Raw genomic sequence first — 22,002 nt, 5'->3', positions numbered from 1 at the left:
GGTATCGCCGTCTTCGTGTGCCGCCGTGTAGGTGGCTTGAAGTGCGACCTGGGCCTAGCCCTGCACTATGAACGTGTGTGCCGCCGTGTAGGTGGCTTGAAGTCAAATCATATGGTGCAGGGAATTTTCCTGCTGGTGTGCCGCCGTGTAGGTGGCTTGAAGGTGCGATAGTCAGCGCACTGACGATTGCAAGCAGTGTGCCGCCGCGTAGGTGGCTTGAGGCTGCGGAATCGTTGAAGACGGCTGCGAAACTGTGTGCCACCGTATGGGCGGCTTGAAGGTACGATCTCGGGAATTTGCGTATCTGGGATACATGTGCCGCCGTCTAGGCGGCTTATAAGAACCAGTGGGGCATCGTCATCGGACGGCTTTTGTATGCCGCCGTCTAGGTGGCTTGTAGGCATAATCAGGAAATGGGAGGTGAGCCCTGTTTGTATGCCGCCGCGTAGGCGGTTTGGGAAATAATCGACCGATCTAGGGGCAGACGGGCTAGGTGTGCCCCTGTGTAGGCGGTTTGAAGGCGTATGTTTCGAGTAGCCCAATAAGCTCGAGTCAGCGCCGTTTTTTGGGGTTCAACAGTGTTGCGCGATAAGCCTCGCCCTTCAGGGCAGTGAGGATGTCAACGATACAAAGAATTACTGACCAATAAACACCGCTTCAACTGCCGCCAAGGCTTGGCGCGCCCCCTCAAGCTCCGGCTGTATCAGCGTTAAGCCCCCCAGGTCGTTGCTCATCACCGACACGCAATCCTGAAGCGCTTTTTTGGCCTCAGTGAGAGCAGCCAACAGAGTAGAATCTTTGGCCTCCGCAGTAGTCGATGCCCCTTCTACTACGCTGAGGCGTTTGCTGAGAACGAAGTAGATGTGCGGGAAAACCAACTCCTGGACAACGCCTGCATTCTTCGCTGCTTTGGCTGACGCTTCTTCGACGATAGAAATCAGCTCTGCCTTGTGGATCGGGTTGAATAGTTGCATGTGGTGGCTCCCAGTGATGAATGCCCCCAGCATGCCGACCATTCCGCAAAACCCAAGCCGTCAAGCACGCACTCTGCCGAAGGTCGAGCAAGCGGCCTACCCCTTGACGCCTGCATGGCAAGTTGAACGCATGGCCGACACAGCGGGGTACCACCAGCGGATCAGCCCGGTAATGTTCGTAGCAACGAAACAACCATTCAGCAGCAACAATCCCCAGGCCTGCGCGAGAACGGCGTAGCAGCAGAGGCTCAAGCTCGACACGAGGAATAGCCACCATCCCCACGGAGAAACACGGGTATTGGTGGAGATCATCAGCGCGCCGAGGACGCCACAGAGGCTTCCGATCCACTCGAAATACAGGGTCATAGGTCAGTCCTTCACATGTTCCAGGGAGATTTCTTCGGCTCGAATTTCATTGATGATCCGATGAGCATTGAGCCGACACTGGACGGGATACGCCAGAGGATCGTGGCCTCGGCGTTCAAAAGCGACGATGAGCTGGGCCTTCCAGGCGATACCAGATGACTTCGGGTCGGGAGCTAAGCCGCTGCCAGCAGCAATGCGGGCTTGCCGGTAGCACCGACACCAATCAGCCCTGGTCGCGCTGTACCGGCCAAGACTGGGTTTACGAGGGAAACACATAGGCACCCCTCAGATGAGCGCAAATTTGCGGAGGGAGTCACCGAGCGTCCCTGTCCATACAGCGCCCGACTTCGAGCTTTCCCCGTGATAGACGTTGAAGTGCCCGCCCTTCTTGATCGAATTCGGAACACAGGCACGCCGCACCACAGGATGCCCGTCGATATCGAAATCCTGAAAACCGTGATGGGAGTTCACCAAGCGAGCGGTGAAGGTCAGTGGCTCTTTGGAGTTTTTCTGGTTCATGCAAATGACTCGATTGAACTGGATAGCCTTCAGGGTGAATGCGTCCGCAGAAAACCCAACTCCAATAGCCGGGCCGAATTTGTCCAACAGGCTGTTGGACGACCTCCATTTCAGGCACAAAACCAGCGTGAAAACGCGCCCGGCCTAGTTCCCAGCCCGATAGCATCAGGCCAAGCCAAAGTGGCTTGCCAACCAATCACAGGGAATATTTTTCATGCAGAACGAACAACTTGAATACGCGGGTTTCTGGGCGAGAACAGGGGCGTGCATTGTTGACGGCATCCTTTTCACCCTGGTTTCCCTGCCGCTCCTGATGATGATCTATGGCACGGGCTATTTCAGCAGCGACAAGCTGATCCAAGGGCCAGCGGATTTAGCAATCAACTTTGTCCTGCCAGCGATCCTGACGGTAGTTCTGTGGCGTCGTCTCCAGGCTACGCCGGGGAAGATGGCGCTGAAATTGCGGGTGCTCGACGCTGAAAGCGGCAACACCGCAAGCGTTCGACAGTGCATCGGCCGGTACCTCGGCTATGTAGTGTCAACCCTACCGCTGGGGCTTGGCTTCCTTCTGGCTAGCATTCATGCCGCCATCGACGTGCTCGGCCTCGCAGATAATGCGCGAGGCTTCGTCGATGTTTTCGGACTCCTGGTAAGCCTCAACCACCGACTGGAACATGCTGGCGATGTTTACTGAGCTGACCTTGTGCTTGGTGCCCTTGTAGTTGGGCGAGATGACCTGACAGAAGGCCACAGCGCGCTTCATGGGCTGGTCATCACCCACCAGGTTTTCGGCGAGACCCTGTTTAGCCAGCGCCTTCCAGCAGCCGACGATTTTGGCAGCGTCGTCCACCTTTAGCTGGTTGTCTTCGTCCTTCAGCAGCTCCTGGAGACGACGGTTAATGACGCTCTCTTCAACCGTGAGTACCAGCACCTTGTAGTCTGTGAGCAGGCCGCGCTGAACGGCCTCGGAGAAGTTGATGACGAACAACTCTTTGCCATACAGCGCCTCGTCATCCATCGAGCACAGGGTGACTTCACCGGACTCGGCCTTGATCTTGGCGTTGTCGCCATAGATGCGCGGCGTGGCCGTCATGTACAGGCGTTTGGCAGCGCGGATGTAGTCGGCATCATGGATGCGCACAAAGGTGCTTTCGTCATCATCGTCAAAGGTCGCGCCGGTTGTGCGGTGCGCCTCATCGCAGATCACCAGGTCGAACGCTGCCAGGTCATAGTCATGCTGGGCGCGGCTGATCACGTCGATGGAGTGATAGGTGGAGAACACCACGCTCATGTGCTCGGCATCGTGGCGCTTGAGCATTTCCGCTGCGAGGCGATCCGCCTTGGTGGTGGCTGGGTAGCGCAGTTCGTGAGTGAACACCTGTACGGTGTCTTCGTCGGCCTTGCGCTTCTTGCCTACGTCGCTGTCGGAGCAAACGGCGAAGCTATGCAACGGGGTTTCGCTTTCCTGTGTCCATTCGGTGAGCGTCTGTGACAGCAGCGAAAGGCTGGGGACCAGGAACAGGACACGCTTACCCTTGCCTGCCAGGCGCTCGGCGATCTTCAAGCTGGTGAAGGTCTTGCCCGTACCGCAGGCCATGATCAACTTGCCGCGCTCGGCATCTTTGAGGCCTGCAGCGGTGGCGTTCAATGCGGTCTGCTGGTGATCGCGCAGTTGCTTGCGCGCCTTGAGGGCAACAGCTTGGTTGGGCTGGTACTTGGCCCAGTCGATCTGGCTTTCTTCCAGGGCTTGCAGGTCGATCTTGCTGACAGGGGGCTGCTGGCCCTGAAGGGCATCCTCGGCGTGCTCACTCCAGTTGTTGGTCGTGGTGACGATGATGCGATGCGAGAACGGAGCCTTGCCGGATGCGGTAAAGAAGCTGTCGATGTCCTTCTTCTGGACGCGGTAGTCCTCGGCGTACAGCTTGCACTGGATGGCGTGGTACTCGCCCGTGCCCTGAGTGCGCGCCACCAGGTCGATGCCTGTGTCGCGGCCATCCAGCCCTTGCTCTTTGGCCCAGTCGCCGTACATCCAAACCTTGTCGTAGAGATCGCGGTAGGTGGCTTCGTTGCGCAGGTAGGCGCAGATCAGCTCTTCAAAGTAAGTGCCCTTTTCGCGTTCGGTGACAGAGGTGGAGCGGTAGGTGTTGAGCAGGGCAAAGAGGGCGGACATCGGGGAAAATTCCTTTTGGTTACACCAGGCGCGCTGCTTGCGCCAAATTGCGCGAGTTTACTATGGGTAAGGAAGTTTATTGAGACGTTGTAGCCGGCTGATTAGCTCAGTCTGAGCATCAGCAGCAGATAGCCCGAGCATTCCGTCTGTGTGAACCAGATTGCTGCGCTGTGCATCGGGCCACCCCCTATCGTCATCATCTAATGCCAGCCACGGCACCGGGGCGGGGAGGCGGCTCAGATAGGCCGCTATCTGCTCGAATCGAGTCTGATTGTCCCGGGGAATGTAGTCAGGCCAGCCCTTGCCCATCGCAGAGTGCCAAGTGGCTCCAACGACCCCTGCTGCCAGATCGGCTGGTAACGCTTTGCGAGCACGACTGAAACCGAGATGGCGAGCCCAACTCGTGGACAGCACAACCCTGGCGTCAGCCACAACAGTCCCAGTAATACGTGAACAAAGTCGATGTAGCTTTTCTAGGATCTCATCTGCGGTGGCGACCCAGCGGAAGGGCTGGCGGTAGCTGTTAACATCGGCTGCGTGCGCTCCAGGGCTTGGCACTGGCTCTTCTCGTCGACGCAAAGCACCAAGGCATTTTCGGGCGAACTCAGATACAGTCCCACGACGTCGCGCAGCTTCTCGATGAAGAACGGGTCGTTGGACAGCTTGAACCCTTCGGTGCGATGCGGCTGCAGCCCGAAGAGCCGAAAGTAGCGCTGCACACTGCTCTTGGAAATGCCAGTTTCGGCGGCTACCGTGCGCACGCTCCAGTGCGTCGAGCCATCTGCCGGCTTGCTGTGCAGCGTCGTGTTGATCAATTGCGCCACGCGTTCGTCGTCGATCGTGCGCGGCGCACCGGGACGCACGTCATCGTAGAGACCAGCAGCGCGCCGTTCGATGAAGCGTGAGCGCCATTTACCCACAGTGGCCTGGGTTATCCCCAGCCGTTCGGCAATCACCTTGTTCGACTCGCCGTCGGCACTGCTAGGATGATGCGCGCCCGGGTGCTCTGTGCCGCTGGGAGAGAGCGGCTGCGGACGAACGACTGCAGCTGCGAACGTTCGCCTTCACTCAATACCAACTCGGCCTTCGGTCTGCCTGTTCTCATCGCGGTATCTCCGGTCTCAAGACACTGCAATGGCAAGCACAATTAATGCCAAATACTTCAGGGGCAGGACACTAGGTGGTAATTTCGATAGTCTGTATAAATCAGAAGCTTATACTGGCGCCTACGGAAACCTTCAGCGGTATCGAATGTTGTGCCCGGAGTCCTCGATGGTTGTTGACGATGAATCAGGAAAGCATCGTTTCAACTTAGCTGAAAAAATTTCAGAAGATGTTGAAAAACTACGTCAAAAACGGAGCAGATGATGAGCCTGACAGTAAGCCCGGAAACTACGACTAGCGGTAACGCTCTGAAGTTCTACGCCTCGGTACGTCTGGATATCCGACGCATTGGTGCGGTGAAAGAGGGCGACGAAGTAGTCGGTAGCGAAACCCGGGACAAGGTGGTTAAAAACAAGGTCGCGCCACCGTTCCGTCAGGCCGAATTCCAGATCCTTTACGGCAAGGGCATCTACCGCAACGGCGAGATCATCGATCTGGGCGTGCAACAGGGCCTGCTGGAGAAGTCCGGTGCCTGGTACAGCTACCAGGGCAGTAAGATCGGTCAGGGCAAAGCCAACTCAGCCAAGTACCTGGAAGACAACCCAGAAGTAGCCCGCACCATCGAAGGCATGATTCGCGAGAAATTGCTGGTCCCCGCCACTCCGGCGAAAGCTGGTGCCGCTGATCTGGTTGCCGCAGAAACCGACGCCTGATTTAGCCGAGTATGTTCGTCATCCTCGATAACCCCGCCGCCGTGCGACGGGCGGTCATGGACCTGCTGGCGCGCCGCGAGCACGGGCGCGTCGAGCTCACGCGCAAACTGCGCAAACGTGGCGCCTCCGCCGACCTTATCGACAAAGCCCTCGACCGCCTGACTGAAGAGGGCTTGTTGTCTGAGACGCGCTATCTGGAGAGTTTTGTCAGTTACCGCGCGCGTGCCGGATACGGGCCGTTGCGGATTCGTGAAGAGTTGGCGCAGCGGGGCTTGGCGCGGGACGACATCGAGCAGGCGTTGCGCGACAGCAGGATCGATTGGCGCGAGCAACTGGTACAGACCTGGCGCCGCAAGTTTGCCGGCCAGTTGCCTGGCGACGCCTGCGAGCGTGCCCAACAAGGGCGTTTTCTCAGTTATCGCGGCTATCCCCTGGAGCTTATTGGTCGTCTGTTACGTGGTGCGTTGGATGATTAAGCGAGGCTGGCACCCTTAAGCCACACATGGCTTAAGGGTGCCCTGGGTTGTCCTGTCGCAACGATAGGGTCAGGCCCAGTGTTGCGGTAGGTTGATCAGGTTGAGCAACTCACGCAAGCGGCCATGGTCGCGGCCATTAAAGGCGAACGCCAGGCGAGTCAGGTGGCGCAATTCAGGCTCGTCCTGTTCGGCCTCAGAAGGTGGCTGCTGCCGGAACCCGCCACTCAGGCACAGCTCGGCGAACTCACTGTTCAACAGCTGCATGGCTGTATCATTTAGCGCATGGTTCAGGCGGATCACGAAGCGATCCTTGAGCAGTCGGCTGGAGTGATAGTTACGATATAGCTGGGCAATTTCCTCGGCCGCTTCTTCGGCGCTGTGCACCAGTCGCATCGGTTCATATCGCTCGTCAGGATGTAACCGTTGCCTTGCTAGCGGTTCGATTGATCTTTCCAAGGCCCCTAAGGGCGTGGAATGGGTTTGCATTGAAGGCACGCCAGCGCAAATGAGTGAAACGCGGCTGACAATTGCGAAGCGAAAATTTTCGGGCTCAGCCCTAATTATTGCTGACTCGAAAAACAAGGAAGCTCAATGGGAAACTGCTAGGAGAGCACGAGCGACAATGGTTGAAGCAAATGACATGGTGGATTTCATGAAGTTTGCTGCAGCATTTGATCCAGCCGCAGAATCGTCGTTGGACGATGCAGTGGCCTTCTTTGGCACGTTGTTATCAGGGCTATCTCCTGTGCAGTTGATTGCGCGGAGCCGTTCTTTGCATGGGGGGAGGGCGAAGACTAGCGCCACAAAGATTGAGGCTATTGCGTTGGCGTACTTGGGCGCGCCCTCGCATCGAAGTGCCGCCGATATGTTGGATGCTTTTCAAAAAGCTGCTGGTGTTTTCGCGTTCCGACCCGACATTGTTCGGTTATGTTCGAGGGCGCTCCGAGCAGTAAGCGGGACATTTACATTCCAAGAAGCTGTTGTACGGGAGCGAGAGCGCTTTCGGCATATGCCTCGTACGATGAACTCCAAATCCGTGGGAAGTACCTTGCTGCTGAAAGGGCTCGAAGCTGACGTAGCCATAATTCTCGAGCCCGAGAAGATGAATGCTAAAAACCTTTACGTCGCAATGACTCGAGGTAGCAAGCAGTTAATTATCTGCTCGAAGTCCCCCACGCTAACTTGGTAGGTAACTGCAAAGGCCCCGCTCGCGAGGCCTCATACCTTGGTTAACGCTGCGCTTCCCGAATCATATTCCGCGCAATCACCACCTGTTGAATCTGCGTCGTACCTTCGTAGATCCGGAATAACCGCACATCACGGTAGAACCGCTCAATGGCGTACTCGCTGACGTAGCCCGCACCGCCGTGGATTTGCACGCAACGATCAGCCACTCGGCCACACATTTCAGTGGAGAACATCTTCGCGCATGAAGCCTCGGTGCTGACGTTCTTACCGTAGTCACGTTTGCGCGCAGCGTCCAATACCATGCACTTGGCCGCGTAGATCTCGGCTTTGCTGTCTGCGAGCATGGCTTGGATCAACTGGAATTCGGCGATGGGTTGGCCGAACTGCTTACGGTCCAGGGCGTAGTGCAGGGCGTCGTCGAGCATGCGCTCGGCAGCGCCGACGCTGAGGGCCGCGATGTGAAGACGGCCTTTGTCCAAGACTTTCATCGCCGTTTTAAAACCGACACCTTCTAAGCCGCCGATGAGTTGGCTGGCGGGCACGCGGGCGTTGTCGAAAATCACGTCGCAGGTGTGGGCTCCTTTGTGGCCCATTTTGTGGTCGGCTTTGCCCAGTACAACGCCAGGGGTGCCGCGCTCAACAATAAAGGCGCTGATGCCGCCAGAACCTTTGATCACCGGGTTGGTGCGCGCCATCACGGTGTAGATGCCGGCCTCGGGAGCATTGGTAATAAACCGTTTGGTGCCGTTGAGAACGTAGAAATCGCCATCGCGCACGGCGGTGGTTTTTAGCGAGCCAGCGTCGGAGCCGGCGTCTGGCTCAGTCAGGCAGAAGGAGCTGAGCAGCTCGCCGCTGGCCAGTATGGGCAGGTAGTGCTGGCGTTGTTCTTCGGTGCCGTCGAGCAAGATCCCGATGGAGCCGATGCCGTTGTTGGTGCCGATGTAGGAGCGAAACGCCGGCGAGGTGCGGCCTAGTTCAAAGGCGATGTTCACCTCTTCTTCCATGGTCACGCCCAGGCCGCCGTATTCCTCCGGAATGGTTAAACCAAACAGGCCCATGTCGCGCATCTGATCGACGATATCGGCAGGAATCGCGTCAGTCTCGGCCACCTCGTTTTCACGGGGAATCAGCACTTCGTTGACGAACTGGCGAAGCGAATCCACCAGTATCTGCAAGGTTTCGGTATCACGGATCATGTGCGCTCCTGTGGCCCAACACGTGGGCCTATTTCGTAAGGGGCGCCGATCCCTGAACGGTTACAGGGCAGCGGCGCCAATGTTGTTAACCATGTTGATCAGGCGAGGCCCGATATCGTCTGCAAGCTTGTCCCGTGGCAGTTGAAAGCTCGGGCCACCGCAGTTGAAGGTCAGTAACCCGAACTGCGGGTGTAACAACGGCACGGCAACGGAGTTGACGTCGCGGTGCCATTCGCCGATCGACAGGCAGAAGCCGTAATCGGTGTAATCGCGAAACGCACGGTCCAGGCCTTTGCGAATGGCCGGCCATTGGTCTGCTTCGCGTTGGCGAATATGGTCGAGCAAAAACTCCCGTTCGCTCTCTGGCATCGCCGCCAGGCACGCACGGCCTGCCGAGCTTTGCGCCAGGGGCAGATAACTGCCGATCTGGCGGCGCATCGTGGTGTTGCCTTGGCCCTGCACCACATCCAGATAAACCATCTGCAAGCGGTCTCGGGCTGCCATCGCCACGGCGGCTTGCGCGTGGTTGGCCAGTTCTTCCATCAGCGGATGGGCCACCGAACGAATCGACAGATTGGTCAGCATGGCGTAGCCAAACCCCAGCACGCCGACATCTAGTTGGTACTTGCCCGAATGCACTTCACGCTTGAGGCAGCCCAGGCGCATCAGGGTGTTGGTCAAGCGCGTGACAGTCGGTTTCGGCAGACCGGTCATGCGTGCCAAATCCTGATTACCCAGCACGCTGTCGCGCGGGGTAAAGCAGCGCATCAGTTCCAGGCCACGGGCCAGCGCGGTGACAAATTGGCCACCGGCTTCGTCCTCGCCGAGCGCCGTGGCCGGGTCGAGCATGCCCATCTTCAGTAAGCCGATTTCATCCGCTCCCGTGCTGCTCTCAGCGTTCTGCTGATCCGCTTTGTTGCGAGCCATGTTAGAACCCCACTTTTGGAAAATGCAAGAAAATAAAATCGTATTTCGTCTGACGAAATTATAGATTAGTCGGATTTGAAATTGAAACGCTGTTTTTATGTAGCGTAAGTAGTTGTAAATAAACACTTTAATTAAATAGTTTGGATTTTTTGTTTACATAAAAACCGGGCCATCTCTATGATATTTCTTAAATACGGAATGCAATTTCGTATGGCGAAACATTTTTAGAGGTGGGTATGAGTCAGCAACCTGAATCTGTAGTGCATCTGGATATTCGCCAAGACGGTGTCGCCGTTGTGCGCATCGACCGGCCAGAAGCAAAGAACGCCCTTAATGGCGCCGTGCGCGAACAACTGGCCGAGCACTTCCGCGCCGTCGCCCGCAACCCAAAGGTGCGCGCCATCGTGTTGACTGGCGGTGAGAAGTGCTTCGTAGCGGGGGCGGACATCCGCGAGTTCGCCCAAGCCAGCCCAATCGAAATGTACCTGCGCCACACCGAGCTGCTATGGGAAGCCATCTCGCGCTGCCCCAAGCCGATTATCGCTGCGGTCAACGGTTTTGCCCTGGGTGGCGGCTGCGAGCTGGCTATGCACTGCGACCTGATCGTGGCCGGCGCCTCGGCGCGCTTTGGCCAGCCGGAAGTGAAGCTCGGCCTGATGCCGGGTGCCGGTGGTACCCAGCGACTGATACGCGCGGTAGGTAAATTTCAAGCCATGCGCATTGCTTTGACCGGCTGCCTGGTGTCGGCCCAACAAGCCTTGGCCATAGGCATGCTCAGTGAAGTGGTGGACGACGAACAGACCATCGACCGCGCGCTGGAACTAGCCGCTGAAATTGCCGCACTGCCACCACTGGCCGTCGCGCAAATCAAAGAAGTGATGCTCGCCGGCGCCGACCTGCCGCTGGAAAGCGCTTTGGTGCTGGAGCGCAAAGCCTTCCAGCTGCTATTCGATTCAAGTGACCAGAAAGAGGGCGCTCAAGCCTTCCTGGAAAAACGCAAAGCGATCTTCTCGGGAGAGTGACCATGACACGCACCATTAATCAGATGGCTGTAGTCGGCGCCGGCATCATGGGCACCGGCATTGCCCAGATCGCCGCCCAGGCAGGTGTGCGCGTGATGTTATTCGACAACCGCGAAGGCGCCGCGCAAGCCGCGCGTGACACCCTGAAAGGCACGCTGGACAAGCTGGTAGAGAAGGGCAAGATTCCGTTTGCCGATGCGCTGGCGACGCTTTCCCGGGTTCAGGTGGCAACGGTGCTTGCCGAGCTGGGCGACGTCGACCTGGTGGTAGAAGCCATCATCGAGCGCCTTGACGCGAAGCAAGCTCTACTTGCCGACCTTGAAGCCGTGGTAGCGGACACCTGCATTCTGGCCACCAATACCTCGTCGCTGTCGGTCACTACCATCGCACGCAACTGCCGTGTACCGCAGCGAGTGGCAGGCTTTCACTTCTTCAACCCGGTGCCACTGATGAAAGTGGTCGAGGTCATCGACGGCTTGGCCACAGACCCACTGGTGGGCGATTGCCTGCAAGCGCTGGCCACCCGCATGGGCCATCGCGGCATCCGCGCCAAAGACACCCCCGGTTTTATCATCAACCACGCCGGCCGCGCATACAGCACCGAAGCCCTGCAGATTCTCAAGGAAAGCGTTACCGAGCCGGCTGAAATAGACCGCATCCTGCGTGAAGGTCTGGGCTTTCGCATGGGGCCGTTGGAGTTGTTTGACCTGACGGCGCTGGACGTCTCCCACCCGGTGATCGAGTCGATCTACAACCAGTTCTACCAAGAACCGCGGTATCGACCGGCAGCGCTAACCCGGCAAATGCTCGACGCCGGTTATGTGGGTCGCAAGGTCGGCCGCGGCTTCTACCGTTACGCCGACGGCAAGATGATTGATCCTCCTGCGCCACAACCTGTGCCGAGCGTGACCAGCCTGCCACCGGTTTGGCTAGGTACCGAGAACAAAGAAGACCACACCCGCTTTAGCGAACTGCTGCAACAACTGGGCGCACAAGTGGAAGAGGGCGCCCAGCCCAGTGGCGAAGCGCTGTGCCTGTTGGCGCCTTACGGGTTGGACGCCACCAGCGCCGTTGGCCTGTTTGGCACTGACGCCGCTCGTACCGTGTGCATCGACCCGTTGTTGGACACCGCCCGCTACCGCACGCTGATGCTCAACCCAGCCACACGCAGCGACATGCGCGACGCTGGCCATGCGCTGCTGGCCAGCGATGGCGTGGGCGTGAGTGTGATCAATGACAGCGTTGGCTTTGTGGCCCAACGCGTGCTGGCCATGATCGTCAACCTCGCCGGCGATATCGTGCAACAAGGCATCGCCAGCGTGGATGACCTGGATGAGGGCGTGCGCCGCGGCCTGGGTTATCCGCAAGGTCCGCTGGCGTGGGGCGACAGTGTCGGCCCCAAGCGCTTGCACACCGTACTTGAGCGCATGACACAGCTCACAGGCGACCCTCGCTATCGCCCTGGCCCCTGGTTGCGTCGCCGCGCCACCCTTGGCCTGTCGCTGCGCCATACCGAACCGTCCCTTAACTGACTTTCAACGCCAGGATTTCTCAATGCTCGACGCCTACATTTTTGCCGGATTACGAACCCCCTTCGGCCGCCACGGCGGCGCGCTTGCACCGGTTCGCCCCGACGATCTAGTTGCCAACGTTATTCGCGAACTGCTGTCCCGCCACGCCATTCCCGGCGAAGCTATTGAGGACGTGATTCTCGGCAACACCAACCAGGCCGGTGAAGACAGCCGCAACATTGCCCGCCACGCCGCGCTGCTGGCGGGTTTGCCAGTGACCGTCCCGGGCCAAACCGTAAACCGCTTGTGCGCCAGCGGCCTGGCTGCAGTGATTGATGCTGCCCGCGCCGTCACCTGCAAAGAAGGCGATCTGTTTGTGGCGGGCGGTGTGGAAAGCATGTCCCGCGCCCCCTTCGTCATGGCCAAAGCCGAGGCGGCTTATAGTCGCGAGCTGACGGTGTTCGACAGCACCATTGGTGCACGCTTTCCCAACCCGAAAATCGTCGCGGAGTTTGGTAACGACACCATGCCGCAGACCGGCGACAACGTAGCCCAGGAATACGCCATCACCCGCGAGCAAGCCGACACCTTCGCCGCCAACTCTCAAGCTCGCTATGAAGCTGCGCGCAGTGCCGGCTTCTTCCAGGACGAGTTGGTTGCCGTGAGCGTGCCGACCGGGCGCAAGTCCCCACCCAACGTGGTGGAACATGATGAACATCCGCGCCCGCAATCGGACCTGGCAGCCCTGGCCCGCCTGAAGCCGCTTTCCGAAGGCGGCGTGGTGACTGCCGGCAACGCTTCTGGCGTTAACGACGGCGCAGCGGCCTTGTTGATTGGTTCAGCCGCAGCGGGCGAGCGTCACGGCCTGGTGCCGATGGCGCGCATTCTGTCTGCCGCTGCGGCGGGCGTTGCGCCACGCATCATGGGCGTGGGGCCGGTCGAAGCCATTCACAAAGCCCTGGCACGCGCCGAGCTGACCCTGGCGGACATGGATATCATCGAAATCAACGAAGCCTTCGCCAGCCAGGTGCTGGGTTGCCTGAAGGGCCTGAACGTCGCCTTCGACGACCCACGAGTAAACCCCAACGGCGGCGCCATCGCCGTTGGCCACCCGCTGGGCGCTTCTGGCGCGCGGCTGGCACTGAGCACTGCACGTGCCTTGCAACACACTGGCAAACGCTATGCGGTGGTGAGCCTGTGTATCGGCGTCGGCCAAGGCCTGGCGATGGTCATCGAACGTGTGTAAGCGCACGCAAGCAAAGGTGAATTGAAATGGGTGCTTTGACTGGATTTCGCGTGCTGGATTTGAGCCGCGTACTCGCTGGCCCCTGGTGTGGCCAAACCCTGGCTGACCTGGGTGCCGAAGTGATCAAAATTGAACGCCCTGGTGCGGGTGATGACACCCGTGGCTGGGGGCCACCCTGGATGAAAGGGCAAAACGCCGAGTCCTCCGGCGAGGCGTCGTACTACCAATCAACCAACCGCGGCAAACTGTCGGTGGCGCTGAATATCGCCAGCCCCGAAGGGCAAGAAATGATCCGCGCCCTGGCCGCCAGTTGCGACGTATTGATCGAAAACTACAAGGCAGGCTCCCTGGCCAAGTACGGCCTGGACTACGCCAGCCTCGCTGCGATCAATCCACGCCTGGTGTACTGCTCGGTCACCGGCTTCGGCCAGACAGGCCCGCGTGCTGCAGAGCCCGGTTACGACTTCATTATCCAGGGCATGGGCGGCCTGATGAGCATCACCGGCGAACGCGACGATCTGCCCGGTGGCGGCCCACAAAAAGTAGGCGTGGCCTTTGCTGACTTGATGACCGGCCTGTACTCGACAGTGGCCATTCAGGCCGCGCTGCTGAGCCGAGAAAAAACCGGCCTCGGCCAACATGTCGACATGGCCCTGCTCGATGTACAGTTAGCCACCCTGTGCAACCAAAGCCAGAACTACCTGGCGTCCGGAAAGCCGCCAGGCCGCTACGGCAACGCCCACGCCAACATCGTGCCATACCAGGTATTCCGCGCCAGTGACCGTGACTTCATCATCGCCTGCGGCAACGACTCGCAGTTTGTCGCGCTGTGCACCGCCATTGGTTTGCCCGACCTGCCGAACGATCCACGCTTTGCCCGCAACGCCGACCGCGTCAGCAACCGCGAAGCCATCGTCGCCATTCTGGCCAAGCATTTCCTCGGCGCCAGCGCAGACGAGTGGGTAGGGCGCATACACCTGCAGGGCGTGCCGGTTGGTGCCATCAACAGCATCGCCCAGGCGCTGGATGAACCGCAGATGCTCGCCCGCAACATGCTGGTGAATATTCCTCACCCGTTGAAAGCCGACTTTGTCACCGTGGGCAGCCCCATCAAGTTGTCAGGCACCCCGGTCGAATACCTGCGCCCGGCACCGATGCTCGGCGAACACACCGATGAAGTGCTCAAACGCGAGCTGGGTCTGGACGATGAACGCCTGGCGCAGCTCAAAGCCCAAGGCATTATCGAGCAGCTCGGCAACCGTTGAATTTTTCCAACTGGAGCGTTTATGAAAGTCCTCGTAGCGATCAAGCGTGTGGTCGATTACAACGTCAAAGTTCGCGTCAAAGCGGACAACTCCGGCGTTGATCTCGCCAACGTCAAAATGTCGATGAATCCCTTCTGCGAAATCGCGGTAGAAGAAGCCGTCCGCCTGAAAGAAAAAGGCGTGGCGACAGAGATCGTCGTAGTTTCCATCGGCCCGACCACCGCTCAAGAGCAACTGCGCACTGCGCTGGCTTTGGGTGCTGACCGTGCCATTCTGGTCGACACCGCGGAAGAGCTGAACTCGCTCGCCGTGGCCAAGCTGCTCAAAGCTGTAGTCGATAAAGAGCAGCCTTCGCTGGTCATCCTCGGCAAACAAGCGATCGACAGTGACAACAACCAGACTGGCCAGATGCTGGCTGCCCTCAGCGGCTACGCCCAAGGCACTTTCGCCTCCAAGGTTGAAGTAGCTGGCGACAAGGTCAACGTAACCCGCGAAATCGACGGCGGTCTGCAGACCGTTGCGTTGAACCTGCCGGCAATCGTTACCACCGACCTGCGCCTGAACGAACCGCGCTACGCGTCGCTGCCGAACATCATGAAAGCCAAGAAAAAGCCGCTGGAAGTTGTTACTCCGGATGCACTTGGCATCTCCACCTCGTCCACCGTCAAAACCCTGAAAGTTGAAGCCCCAGCTGCTCGCAGCGCCGGCATCAAGGTGAAGTCGGTAGCTGAGCTGGTTGAGAAATTGAAGAACGAGGCAAAGGTAATCTAATGACTATCCTAGTTATCGCTGAACACTCGAACGCTGCCCTGGCACCTGCCACCCTGAACACTGTGGCTGCTGCTGCAAAAATCGGGGGTGACATTCATGTACTGGTAGCCGGCAGCTATGTTGGGGCCGCTGCTGAAGCTGTTGCAAAAATCGCTGGTGTTTCGAAAGTGCTGGTAGCCGACAATGCTGCTTACGCTCACCAGCTGCCGGAAAACGTTGCGCCGCTGATCGCTGCTCTTGTAAATGGAGAGCAGGGCAAGAGCTACAGCCACATCCTGGCCAGCGCTACGTCGAACGGCAAAAACATCCTGCCGCGCGTTGCTGCTGCGCTGGACGTTGACCAAATCTCCGAGATCATTTCGGTAGAAAGCGCCGACACCTTTAAGCGTCCGATCTACGCCGGTAACGCTATCGCTACCGTGCAGTCTTCGGCTGCCGTAAAAGTGATCACCGTGCGTTCCACCGGTTTCGATCCAGTCTCTGCTGAAGGCGGTTCTGCCGCTGTTGAAGCAGTGTGCGGCCCGAGCGATGCTGGCAAGTCGTCCTTCGTGGGCGAAGAGTTGGCCAAGTCTGACCGTCCTGAACTGACCGCTGCCAAAATCGTCGTTTCCGGCGGTCGTGGCATGCAGAACGGTGACAACTTCAAACACCTGTACTCGCTGGCCGACAAACTCGGCGCTGCTGTAGGTGCTTCGCGCGCTGCAGTGGACGCCGGCTTCGTGCCAAACGACATGCAGGTTGGCCAAACCGGCAAGATCGTCGCACCGCAGCTGTACATCGCGGTCGGCATCTCCGGTGCCATCCAGCACTTGGCGGGCATGAAGGACTCCAAAGTCATCGTCGCGATCAACAAAGACGAAGAAGCACCGATCTTCCAGGTGGCGGATTACGGGTTGGTGGCGGATTTGTTTGAGGCGATTCCGGCGTTAGAGCAAACCATTTGAGCTGCGGCGCCGAGCTATTGCCCGGCGCCAAAATGGTTCTTAGCCCTTAATCCAGTTGCCGTCGGTTTGCGCGTCAATGGCGATATTGAAGGTCTGGATATAGCCCGACAACATCCGGTAGTAGCCGAGCACAATAATGGCGTCGCTCAATTCCTGAAGCGAGAAGTGCTTTAGCGCGTGTTTGAACAGTACGCCCGGCGCCTTGCCCTGCTCGAGAATGGCCTGACCAAAGCGCAGCAACACGCGCTCGTCTTCCTTAAACACCTGCATATCTTCCAGGCGGTGTTCAGCAATGGCCACAAACTGCTCGGGGCGCACGCCGGCCACCTGGGCGATGGATACGTGCTGCTCCCATTCGTAAGCCACCTGCTCGTGGGCAGCCACCAGTAGCACCATCAGCTCCTTGTGGTAATCGGAGATCGTCAGGTCTCTGAATATGGCGTTGGTCAAGTCCATCATGGAAACAAACGCGCCAGGACTGTAGCCCAGCATGCGAAAGAAATTAACTTTGGTGGGGAGCTTCTCGAACGTGTCGCGCACGTGTTCCGGCAGCTGTGTGAAGTCGGGGTAGTCGATTTCGACGGTTGAACTGATCGGGTCGGTGGAGCGGGTAGGGTCGGCCATCAGGCACTCCTGGAGGTTCACGTCGATCGGAGCGCGGAGGGTTGCCGCGCAGGCCTACCAATGGAACTTGCTGCCAACCCAATGGTTCACCGTAATGCGGGCGCCAGCGCGTAATAGACCTTTGCACGTTCTGTTGGTAATCGACTAGTTGTAAGACCCCTTACCCGGCATATGAATGCCATGCTGACTCACCCGCCGATACAACGTAGCCCGCGAAATCCCCAGTTCCTGCGCCGCCAGCACCGGCTTCCACCGATTGCGCACCAACGCATCAATCAAAGCCTGCCGCTCAGGACTTCCCGCCGCTGTTTCCATGCCAATCACGGGTGTACTCGCACCCAGCGTGACCGGCAAATCTTGCACACCAATTACCTGCCCGGCACACACTGCACACGCATACCGCAGCGCGTGGTGCAGCTGCCGCATATTGCCCGGCCAGTTGTGGTTCAACAGCATTTCCAGGGCTGCATCGCTTAGCCCGAAACGCTCTCCAGAACGCTCGCATTCTTCGTCGAGCAGCTTGTTAATCAGCGCCAGCTTATCGGTGCGTTCGCGCAGCGGCGGGATTTCGAATCGGGCACCGCTGAGGCGGAAGTAGAGGTCTTCGCGGAAGGTGCCTTGTTCGACCAGGGCTGCCAGGTCGCGGTGGCTGGCGCAGACCACCTGGATATCGATGTGTTGCGGGCGGGAGGCGCCCAGAGGTGACACCTCGCCTTCGCTTAATGCGCGCAGCAGGCGGGTTTGCAACATCAACGGCATGTCGCCGATTTCGTCGAGGAACAATGTGCCGCCGTCAGCTTGTTGCAGCAGGCCGCGCATGCCTTTGCTGTTGGCGCCGGTGAAGGCGCCGGCGGTATAGCCGAACAGTTCGCTTTCGATCAGGTTCTCTGGAATGGCCGCGCAGTTAACGGCGACGAAGGGTTTGTCTTTGCGTTTGCTCGCGCTGTGCAGCTGGAGGGCGAAGTGTTCTTTGCCGGCGCCGGTTTCGCCGTGGATAAGCACGGGCAGGCCGCGGTCTTTTACGCGTACGGCCAACTCAAGCGCTTGGGCGACTTTGGGGTCGAGAGCTTCGACGACTTTGCTGGTGGTGGGTACGAAGGTTGTGCGCCGTGGGGCTTTGAGACGTACGTGTAGGTCTAGGGTTGGCAGGTAGTGAAAGCTGTCGTCGCTGGCGTTGGGAAGCCGTGCCGAGGCGAAGGCTTCTTGGGCGGTGAGCGGGATGCGGCCATGGCGTTGAATCAGTAAGCGGCGGGCGGCGGGGTTTAGGGCTTGGATAACGCCGTCGCTGTCCCAGGCGAACAGGAACTGGGGCTGGCTGTCGACGTAGCCGGGCAGGGCGTGGGCGCGCAGTACCCAGAGGTCCTGGGTGCTGTACATGAAGTAGGCGTTTTCGATTTCGGCGGCGCTCTGGATCACCATTTGCCGAATCAGGTGTTGGCTGCGGCGGTCGTCGGGGGAGCGGATGGCGGACACGTCAAGCACGGCGAACAACTCGCCGCTGGGGGAAAACACCGGGGCGGCGGAGCAGGTGTTGCCGATGAAGGCGGCGCGAAAGTGGTCGTGCTTGTGCACGGTGATCGGTTGCTTGTCGACGAGTACGGCGCACACGGCGGTGGTGCCTTCTTCGTCTTCGGTCCAGCAGGTGCCTAGGTCGATACCGGCGCGGCGGTATTCGCCTTTGATGGTGGAGTCGATGCAGTAGTCGACTGTGCAGCCGAGGGTGTCGGTGAGCATCACGCAGTAGTCGGCGTCGCGCACGCGGTGGTGGAGGCGACCAATCTCATCGCCGGCCAGGCGCAGGAAGTCGTCGATGCGTTGGCGGTGTTCGTTGAGCTGGTGGGCTTCAAGCACGCGCGGCCCCTGCAAGGAACCGGGGTCAACTTGATGCAGTACGGAACGGCGCCACGAATCAACAATACTGCTAGGAATCGGCATAGTCGGGGCGCTTTGGGCAGTGCGTAGCACTCGGCTCACATGTTCGTTGTGAGCTTTTGAGTAGCCAGAGGACATAAAACCTCCGCATGGTTGTCTTGTTTTTTGTAGGACACATTTAATGCGCGTTCACGCAGCGCGACAAGCGGATTCGTTTTACGTCCTGTGCGCGAGACATAACGTCTCAGCGTCTCTCGCCGTCTCACTTACCGAGACACATAACGTCTTAATCGACTCCCTGCACACATAACCTTCATAAATGGTATGGCGGCTCTAAAACGCTGCTTTCAGGTCGTTTTTACGATATTGGCATCTACCTTGCTGAAGCGTTTATCAGCGAACCGACATGAGCGGTCGCATCCCAACAAGAATAATTAGAGGCATGTCATGAGTGAATCTATTGCTGTCAATTTCTCCCTGGTCGGCAAAGTTGCCTTGGTTACAGGGGCTGGGCGCGGTATCGGTCAAGGTATCGCGTTGAGCCTCGCTAAGGCCGGTGCGGACCTGGTGCTCGCCGATTACGATATCAACATCGCGGAAGAAGCCGCCGCTGCTGTTCGTGCGTTGGGTCGTCGCGCCGTCGCGTTGCAGGTGGATGTAGGTCAGCCAGAAAGCGTGAAGGAAATGATTGAGCAAGTGCGCGAGCACTTCGGTCGTCTGGATGTAGCTGTTAACAACGCCGGTGTAGTGAGTTTGGGTAAGGTCGAAGAGCTCGCCGTTAGCGAGTGGGACCGCATCATGAATATCAACGTACGTGGCGTCTTCCTCTGCTGCCAGGCAGAGCTGCGGCTGATGCGTGAGCACAAGTTCGGACGCATCATCAATTTGGCATCAATTGCAGGCAAGGTCGGCTTTCCCGACCTGTCTCACTACAGCGCCTCAAAGTTCGCTGTTATCGGTTTCTCTAACGCGTTCGCCAAAGAAGTCGCCCGTGAGGGCATCACCGTCAATGCGCTTTGCCCAGGTGTGGTGGGCACAGGCATGTGGCGTGGTGAAACCGGCCTGTCCGGCCGCTGGGCTGAACCGGGTGAAACCGAAGAGCAATCCTGGGAACGCCATCAGTCAGCACTGTTGCCTCAAGGCGAAGCACAAACCGTTGAGGACATGGGTCAGCTGGCGGTTTATCTCGCCTGCGCACCGCACGTCACCGGCCAAGCCATTGCAGTGGATGGCGGCTTCTCGCTGTAAGTGAGCGAGCGGGTCGCAACTGGCCCGCTAATTTCAACTATCGAGTTCGAATTTCCCTGAAAACAAATTCAGGGAGACGGCATCGGCTTGCCTGCAGACTGGCTTGGTGAGGGTTCGCCAAGGTATGGCAGGCGCAAGGATCAATTAGGAGAACACAATGACAACTACAGTTCTGGCCAAGCGTTCGGTAGGCACCAACGTCATCAACTACGACGCGATCATCATTGGTGCCGGTTTCGGCGGTATCTACATGCTGAAGAAACTGCGCGATGAACTGGGCCTTAATGTCCGCGCTTTTGACAAGGCCGGCGGCGTGGGCGGCACCTGGTTTTGGAATCGCTATCCGGGTGCGCTGTCCGACAGTGAGACCTTTGTGTACTGCTTCTCCTGGGACCGCGAGCTGTGCCAGGAATGGGATATCAAGACGCGCTATGTCGACCAACCGCAAATCCTCTCCTACCTAAACCACGCCGTGGATCGCCATGACCTGCGCAAAGACATCCAGCTGGAAACGGCGATTACCTCGGCAGTCTTCGACGAAGAAACCAGCCGTTGGGAAGTGACCACCGACAACGGCCATCGCTACAGCGCCAAGTATCTGGTCACTGCGCTGGGCCTGCTGTCAGCCACCAACGTGCCGAAGATCAAAGGTCTGGAGCAGTTCAAGGGTAAGCAATACCACACCGCCCACTGGCCGGCCGATGCGTCGCTGGAAGGCAAGCGTGTGGGCGTGATCGGCACCGGCTCCACCGGTTGCCAGGTGATTACCGCCATCGCGCCAATCGTTGGCCATCTGACCGTGTTCCAACGTTCCGCGCAGTACACCGTGCCGGTGGGTAATGGCCCGGTTGGCCGCGAGTACGTTGAGCAAATCAAAAAGAACTACGACGAGATCTGGAAGGAAGTTCGCTCTTCGCGCCTGGCCTTTGGCTTTGAAGAAAGCAACATCCCGACTATGAGTGTGTCGCCAGAACAACGTAAGCAGATTTTCCAACACGCCTGGGATACCGGCGGTGGCTTCCGCTTTATGTTCCAAACCTTCAACGACATCGCCACCGACGAGCAAGCCAATCTGGCGGCTCAAGACTTTGTACGCGGCAAGATCGCTGAAATCGTCAAAGACCCGGAAACAGCGCGCAAGCTAATGCCGCGTGACCTGTACGCCAAGCGCCCACTGTGCGACAGCGGCTATTACGCCACTTTCAACCGCCCGAACGTGGCTCTGGTGGACGTGAAAGCCAATCCCATCGAGGAAATCACCGAGAAGGGTATTCGTACCGCCGACGGCGTTGAGCACGAGTTGGACGTGTTGGTATTCGCCACCGGGTTCGACGCGGTAGACGGCAACTACAAGCGCATCGATATTCGCGGCCGCAACGACGTGAGTATCGCTGACCACTGGCGCGACGGTCCGTCCAGCTACCTGTCGGTGGCCACCTCCAACTTCCCGAACATGTTCATGATTCTTGGCCCGAACGGTCCGTTCACTAACCTGCCGCCGACCATTGAGACCGAGGTGGAGTGGGTGTCCGAAATGATCGGCTTTATGGAAGAAAACGAATTGGAGTGCATGGAAGCCGATCCGCAAAGCGAGCATGAATGGGGCGTTACCTGCCGTGATATCGCCGACCAAACCCTGTTTGCCAAAACCGATTCGTGGATCTTCGGTGCCAACATTCCCGGCAAAACCAACTCGGTTTACTTCTACATGGGTGGCCTCGGCCCGTTCAGCGACATCCTCACTGAAGTGAAGAATGAGGATTACCGCGGCTTCAAGTTCAAAGGCCTTGCGCTGTCGGGTAAGTACGCACAAAAAGCTCTGCACTAAGTAGCCCCGAGACTGAGTGAGATAAACCGCACCTGTCC

18 protein-coding genes, 5 pseudogenes and 1 CRISPR repeat array (1 of these 24 only partly in view) are annotated in these 22,002 nt (G+C 58.6%); of the genes and pseudogenes, 12 read left to right on the top strand and 11 right to left on the bottom strand.

Annotation, left to right across the window (positions count from 1 at the left end; translation table 11 throughout):
• A CRISPR array of direct repeats spans positions 1 to 281; the repeat unit is 28 nt; unit sequence GTGTGCCGCCGTGTAGGTGGCTTGAAGT (it extends 346 nt beyond the left edge of the window).
• A 354-nt stretch (positions 282 to 635) separates the two neighbouring features.
• The 3 genes from ACX3YD_RS32465 to ACX3YD_RS32455 form a co-directional block, all read right to left on the bottom strand.
• Positions 636 to 974, bottom strand: coding sequence for a hypothetical protein (locus ACX3YD_RS32465; protein ID WP_131657990.1), 339 nt, complete (start codon positions 972 to 974; stop codon positions 636 to 638).
• 96 nt (positions 975 to 1,070) lie between these two features.
• Positions 1,071 to 1,340, bottom strand: a complete 270-nt coding sequence (locus ACX3YD_RS32460; protein ID WP_078459335.1) for a nicotinamide mononucleotide transporter — start codon at positions 1,338 to 1,340, stop codon at positions 1,071 to 1,073.
• A gap of 285 nt (positions 1,341 to 1,625) precedes the next feature.
• Positions 1,626 to 1,859, bottom strand: coding sequence for a hypothetical protein (locus ACX3YD_RS32455; protein ID WP_458962149.1), 234 nt, complete (start codon positions 1,857 to 1,859; stop codon positions 1,626 to 1,628).
• A 214-nt stretch (positions 1,860 to 2,073) separates the two neighbouring features.
• Here ACX3YD_RS32455 and ACX3YD_RS32450 point away from each other — a divergent pair.
• Positions 2,074 to 2,379: pseudogene (locus ACX3YD_RS32450) on the top strand (RDD family protein); the annotation flags it as partial.
• 36 nt (positions 2,380 to 2,415) lie between these two features.
• On the opposite strand, the pseudogene ACX3YD_RS32445 reads toward ACX3YD_RS32450, so the two are convergent.
• From ACX3YD_RS32445 to ACX3YD_RS32435, 3 genes and pseudogenes are all read right to left on the bottom strand, one after another.
• Positions 2,416 to 4,029 (bottom strand): annotated as a pseudogene (locus ACX3YD_RS32445) (restriction endonuclease); the annotation flags it as partial.
• Positions 4,030 to 4,089: 60 nt separating this feature from the next.
• The gene (locus tag ACX3YD_RS32440) at positions 4,090 to 4,461 is read right to left on the bottom strand and encodes an HAD domain-containing protein (RefSeq protein ID WP_458962148.1); all 372 of its coding nucleotides are present in this window, start codon (positions 4,459 to 4,461) and stop codon (positions 4,090 to 4,092) included.
• Between the two features lie 92 nt (positions 4,462 to 4,553).
• Positions 4,554 to 5,134 (bottom strand): annotated as a pseudogene (locus ACX3YD_RS32435) (IS630 family transposase); the annotation flags it as partial.
• A 277-nt stretch (positions 5,135 to 5,411) separates the two neighbouring features.
• Here ACX3YD_RS32435 and ACX3YD_RS32430 point away from each other — a divergent pair.
• Both ACX3YD_RS32430 and recX read left to right on the top strand, forming a co-directional pair.
• Positions 5,412 to 5,846, top strand: a pseudogene (locus ACX3YD_RS32430) (recombinase RecA family protein); the annotation flags it as partial.
• 11 nt (positions 5,847 to 5,857) lie between these two features.
• Positions 5,858 to 6,322, top strand: a complete 465-nt coding sequence (gene recX / locus ACX3YD_RS32425; RefSeq protein ID WP_458962147.1) for a recombination regulator RecX — start codon at positions 5,858 to 5,860, stop codon at positions 6,320 to 6,322.
• 69 nt (positions 6,323 to 6,391) lie between these two features.
• On the opposite strand, the pseudogene ACX3YD_RS32420 reads toward recX, so the two are convergent.
• Positions 6,392 to 6,747, bottom strand: a pseudogene (locus ACX3YD_RS32420) (cytochrome D ubiquinol oxidase subunit II); the annotation flags it as partial.
• 197 nt (positions 6,748 to 6,944) lie between these two features.
• On the opposite strand from ACX3YD_RS32420, the gene ACX3YD_RS32415 reads away from it, so the two are divergent.
• Entirely contained in the window at positions 6,945 to 7,511 is a 567-nt protein-coding gene (locus ACX3YD_RS32415) for a hypothetical protein (RefSeq protein WP_458962146.1), read from the top strand.
• Positions 7,512 to 7,551: 40 nt separating this feature from the next.
• Here ACX3YD_RS32415 and ACX3YD_RS32410 read toward each other — a convergent pair whose 3' ends face one another.
• Together ACX3YD_RS32410 and ACX3YD_RS32405 are read right to left on the bottom strand one after the other, a co-directional pair.
• Positions 7,552 to 8,706 (bottom strand): acyl-CoA dehydrogenase family protein, encoded by a 1,155-nt coding sequence (locus tag ACX3YD_RS32410; protein WP_458962145.1) that lies wholly within the window; start codon positions 8,704 to 8,706, stop codon positions 7,552 to 7,554.
• 60 nt (positions 8,707 to 8,766) lie between these two features.
• The gene (locus tag ACX3YD_RS32405; RefSeq protein ID WP_458962144.1) at positions 8,767 to 9,633 is read right to left on the bottom strand and encodes an IclR family transcriptional regulator; all 867 of its coding nucleotides are present in this window, start codon (positions 9,631 to 9,633) and stop codon (positions 8,767 to 8,769) included.
• 236 nt (positions 9,634 to 9,869) lie between these two features.
• On the opposite strand from ACX3YD_RS32405, the gene ACX3YD_RS32400 reads away from it, so the two are divergent.
• The 6 genes from ACX3YD_RS32400 to ACX3YD_RS32375 are packed head-to-tail and all read left to right on the top strand — an operon-like array spanning position 9,870 to position 16,392.
• Positions 9,870 to 10,655 carry an enoyl-CoA hydratase gene (locus ACX3YD_RS32400; protein WP_458962143.1) on the top strand — a complete coding sequence of 262 codons (786 nt, stop codon included), beginning with the start codon at positions 9,870 to 9,872 and terminating at the stop codon, positions 10,653 to 10,655.
• A 2-nt stretch (positions 10,656 to 10,657) separates the two neighbouring features.
• Positions 10,658 to 12,187: a 3-hydroxyacyl-CoA dehydrogenase gene (locus ACX3YD_RS32395; RefSeq protein ID WP_458962142.1), complete on the top strand. Its 1,530-nt coding sequence runs from the start codon at positions 10,658 to 10,660 to the stop codon at positions 12,185 to 12,187.
• Between the two features lie 22 nt (positions 12,188 to 12,209).
• Positions 12,210 to 13,412 (top strand): 3-oxoadipyl-CoA thiolase, encoded by a 1,203-nt coding sequence (locus ACX3YD_RS32390; RefSeq protein ID WP_458962141.1) that lies wholly within the window; start codon positions 12,210 to 12,212, stop codon positions 13,410 to 13,412.
• A gap of 26 nt (positions 13,413 to 13,438) precedes the next feature.
• A complete protein-coding gene (locus tag ACX3YD_RS32385; RefSeq protein ID WP_458962140.1) occupies positions 13,439 to 14,677 on the top strand; it encodes a CaiB/BaiF CoA transferase family protein in 1,239 nt (412 codons plus the stop codon).
• A gap of 21 nt (positions 14,678 to 14,698) precedes the next feature.
• Positions 14,699 to 15,448, top strand: a complete 750-nt coding sequence (locus tag ACX3YD_RS32380; RefSeq protein ID WP_458962139.1) for an electron transfer flavoprotein subunit beta/FixA family protein — start codon at positions 14,699 to 14,701, stop codon at positions 15,446 to 15,448.
• The gene (locus ACX3YD_RS32375; RefSeq protein WP_458962138.1) at positions 15,448 to 16,392 is read left to right on the top strand and encodes an electron transfer flavoprotein subunit alpha/FixB family protein; all 945 of its coding nucleotides are present in this window, start codon (positions 15,448 to 15,450) and stop codon (positions 16,390 to 16,392) included. The genes ACX3YD_RS32380 and ACX3YD_RS32375 overlap by 1 nt, the downstream gene beginning before the upstream one ends.
• 39 nt (positions 16,393 to 16,431) lie before the next feature.
• Here the strand turns inward: ACX3YD_RS32375 and ACX3YD_RS32370 are convergent, their stop codons facing one another.
• A complete protein-coding gene (locus tag ACX3YD_RS32370; protein ID WP_458962137.1) occupies positions 16,432 to 17,016 on the bottom strand; it encodes a carboxymuconolactone decarboxylase family protein in 585 nt (194 codons plus the stop codon).
• 144 nt (positions 17,017 to 17,160) lie between these two features.
• Positions 17,161 to 19,026, bottom strand: coding sequence for a sigma-54-dependent Fis family transcriptional regulator (locus ACX3YD_RS32365; protein WP_458962136.1), 1,866 nt, complete (start codon positions 19,024 to 19,026; stop codon positions 17,161 to 17,163).
• A gap of 309 nt (positions 19,027 to 19,335) precedes the next feature.
• Between ACX3YD_RS32365 and ACX3YD_RS32360 the strand changes: the two genes are divergently transcribed.
• Together ACX3YD_RS32360 and ACX3YD_RS32355 are read left to right on the top strand one after the other, a co-directional pair.
• The gene (locus ACX3YD_RS32360; protein WP_458962135.1) at positions 19,336 to 20,136 is read left to right on the top strand and encodes an SDR family NAD(P)-dependent oxidoreductase; all 801 of its coding nucleotides are present in this window, start codon (positions 19,336 to 19,338) and stop codon (positions 20,134 to 20,136) included.
• Between the two features lie 157 nt (positions 20,137 to 20,293).
• Positions 20,294 to 21,964: a flavin-containing monooxygenase gene (locus tag ACX3YD_RS32355; protein ID WP_458962134.1), complete on the top strand. Its 1,671-nt coding sequence runs from the start codon at positions 20,294 to 20,296 to the stop codon at positions 21,962 to 21,964.
• Positions 21,965 to 22,002 lie beyond the last annotated feature (38 nt).

Source organism: Pseudomonas fluorescens group sp. PF-1 (assembly GCF_054481335.1).
Note: the sequence above shows the minus strand (reverse complement) of the source record. Positions and strands in the feature narration are given on the sequence as shown.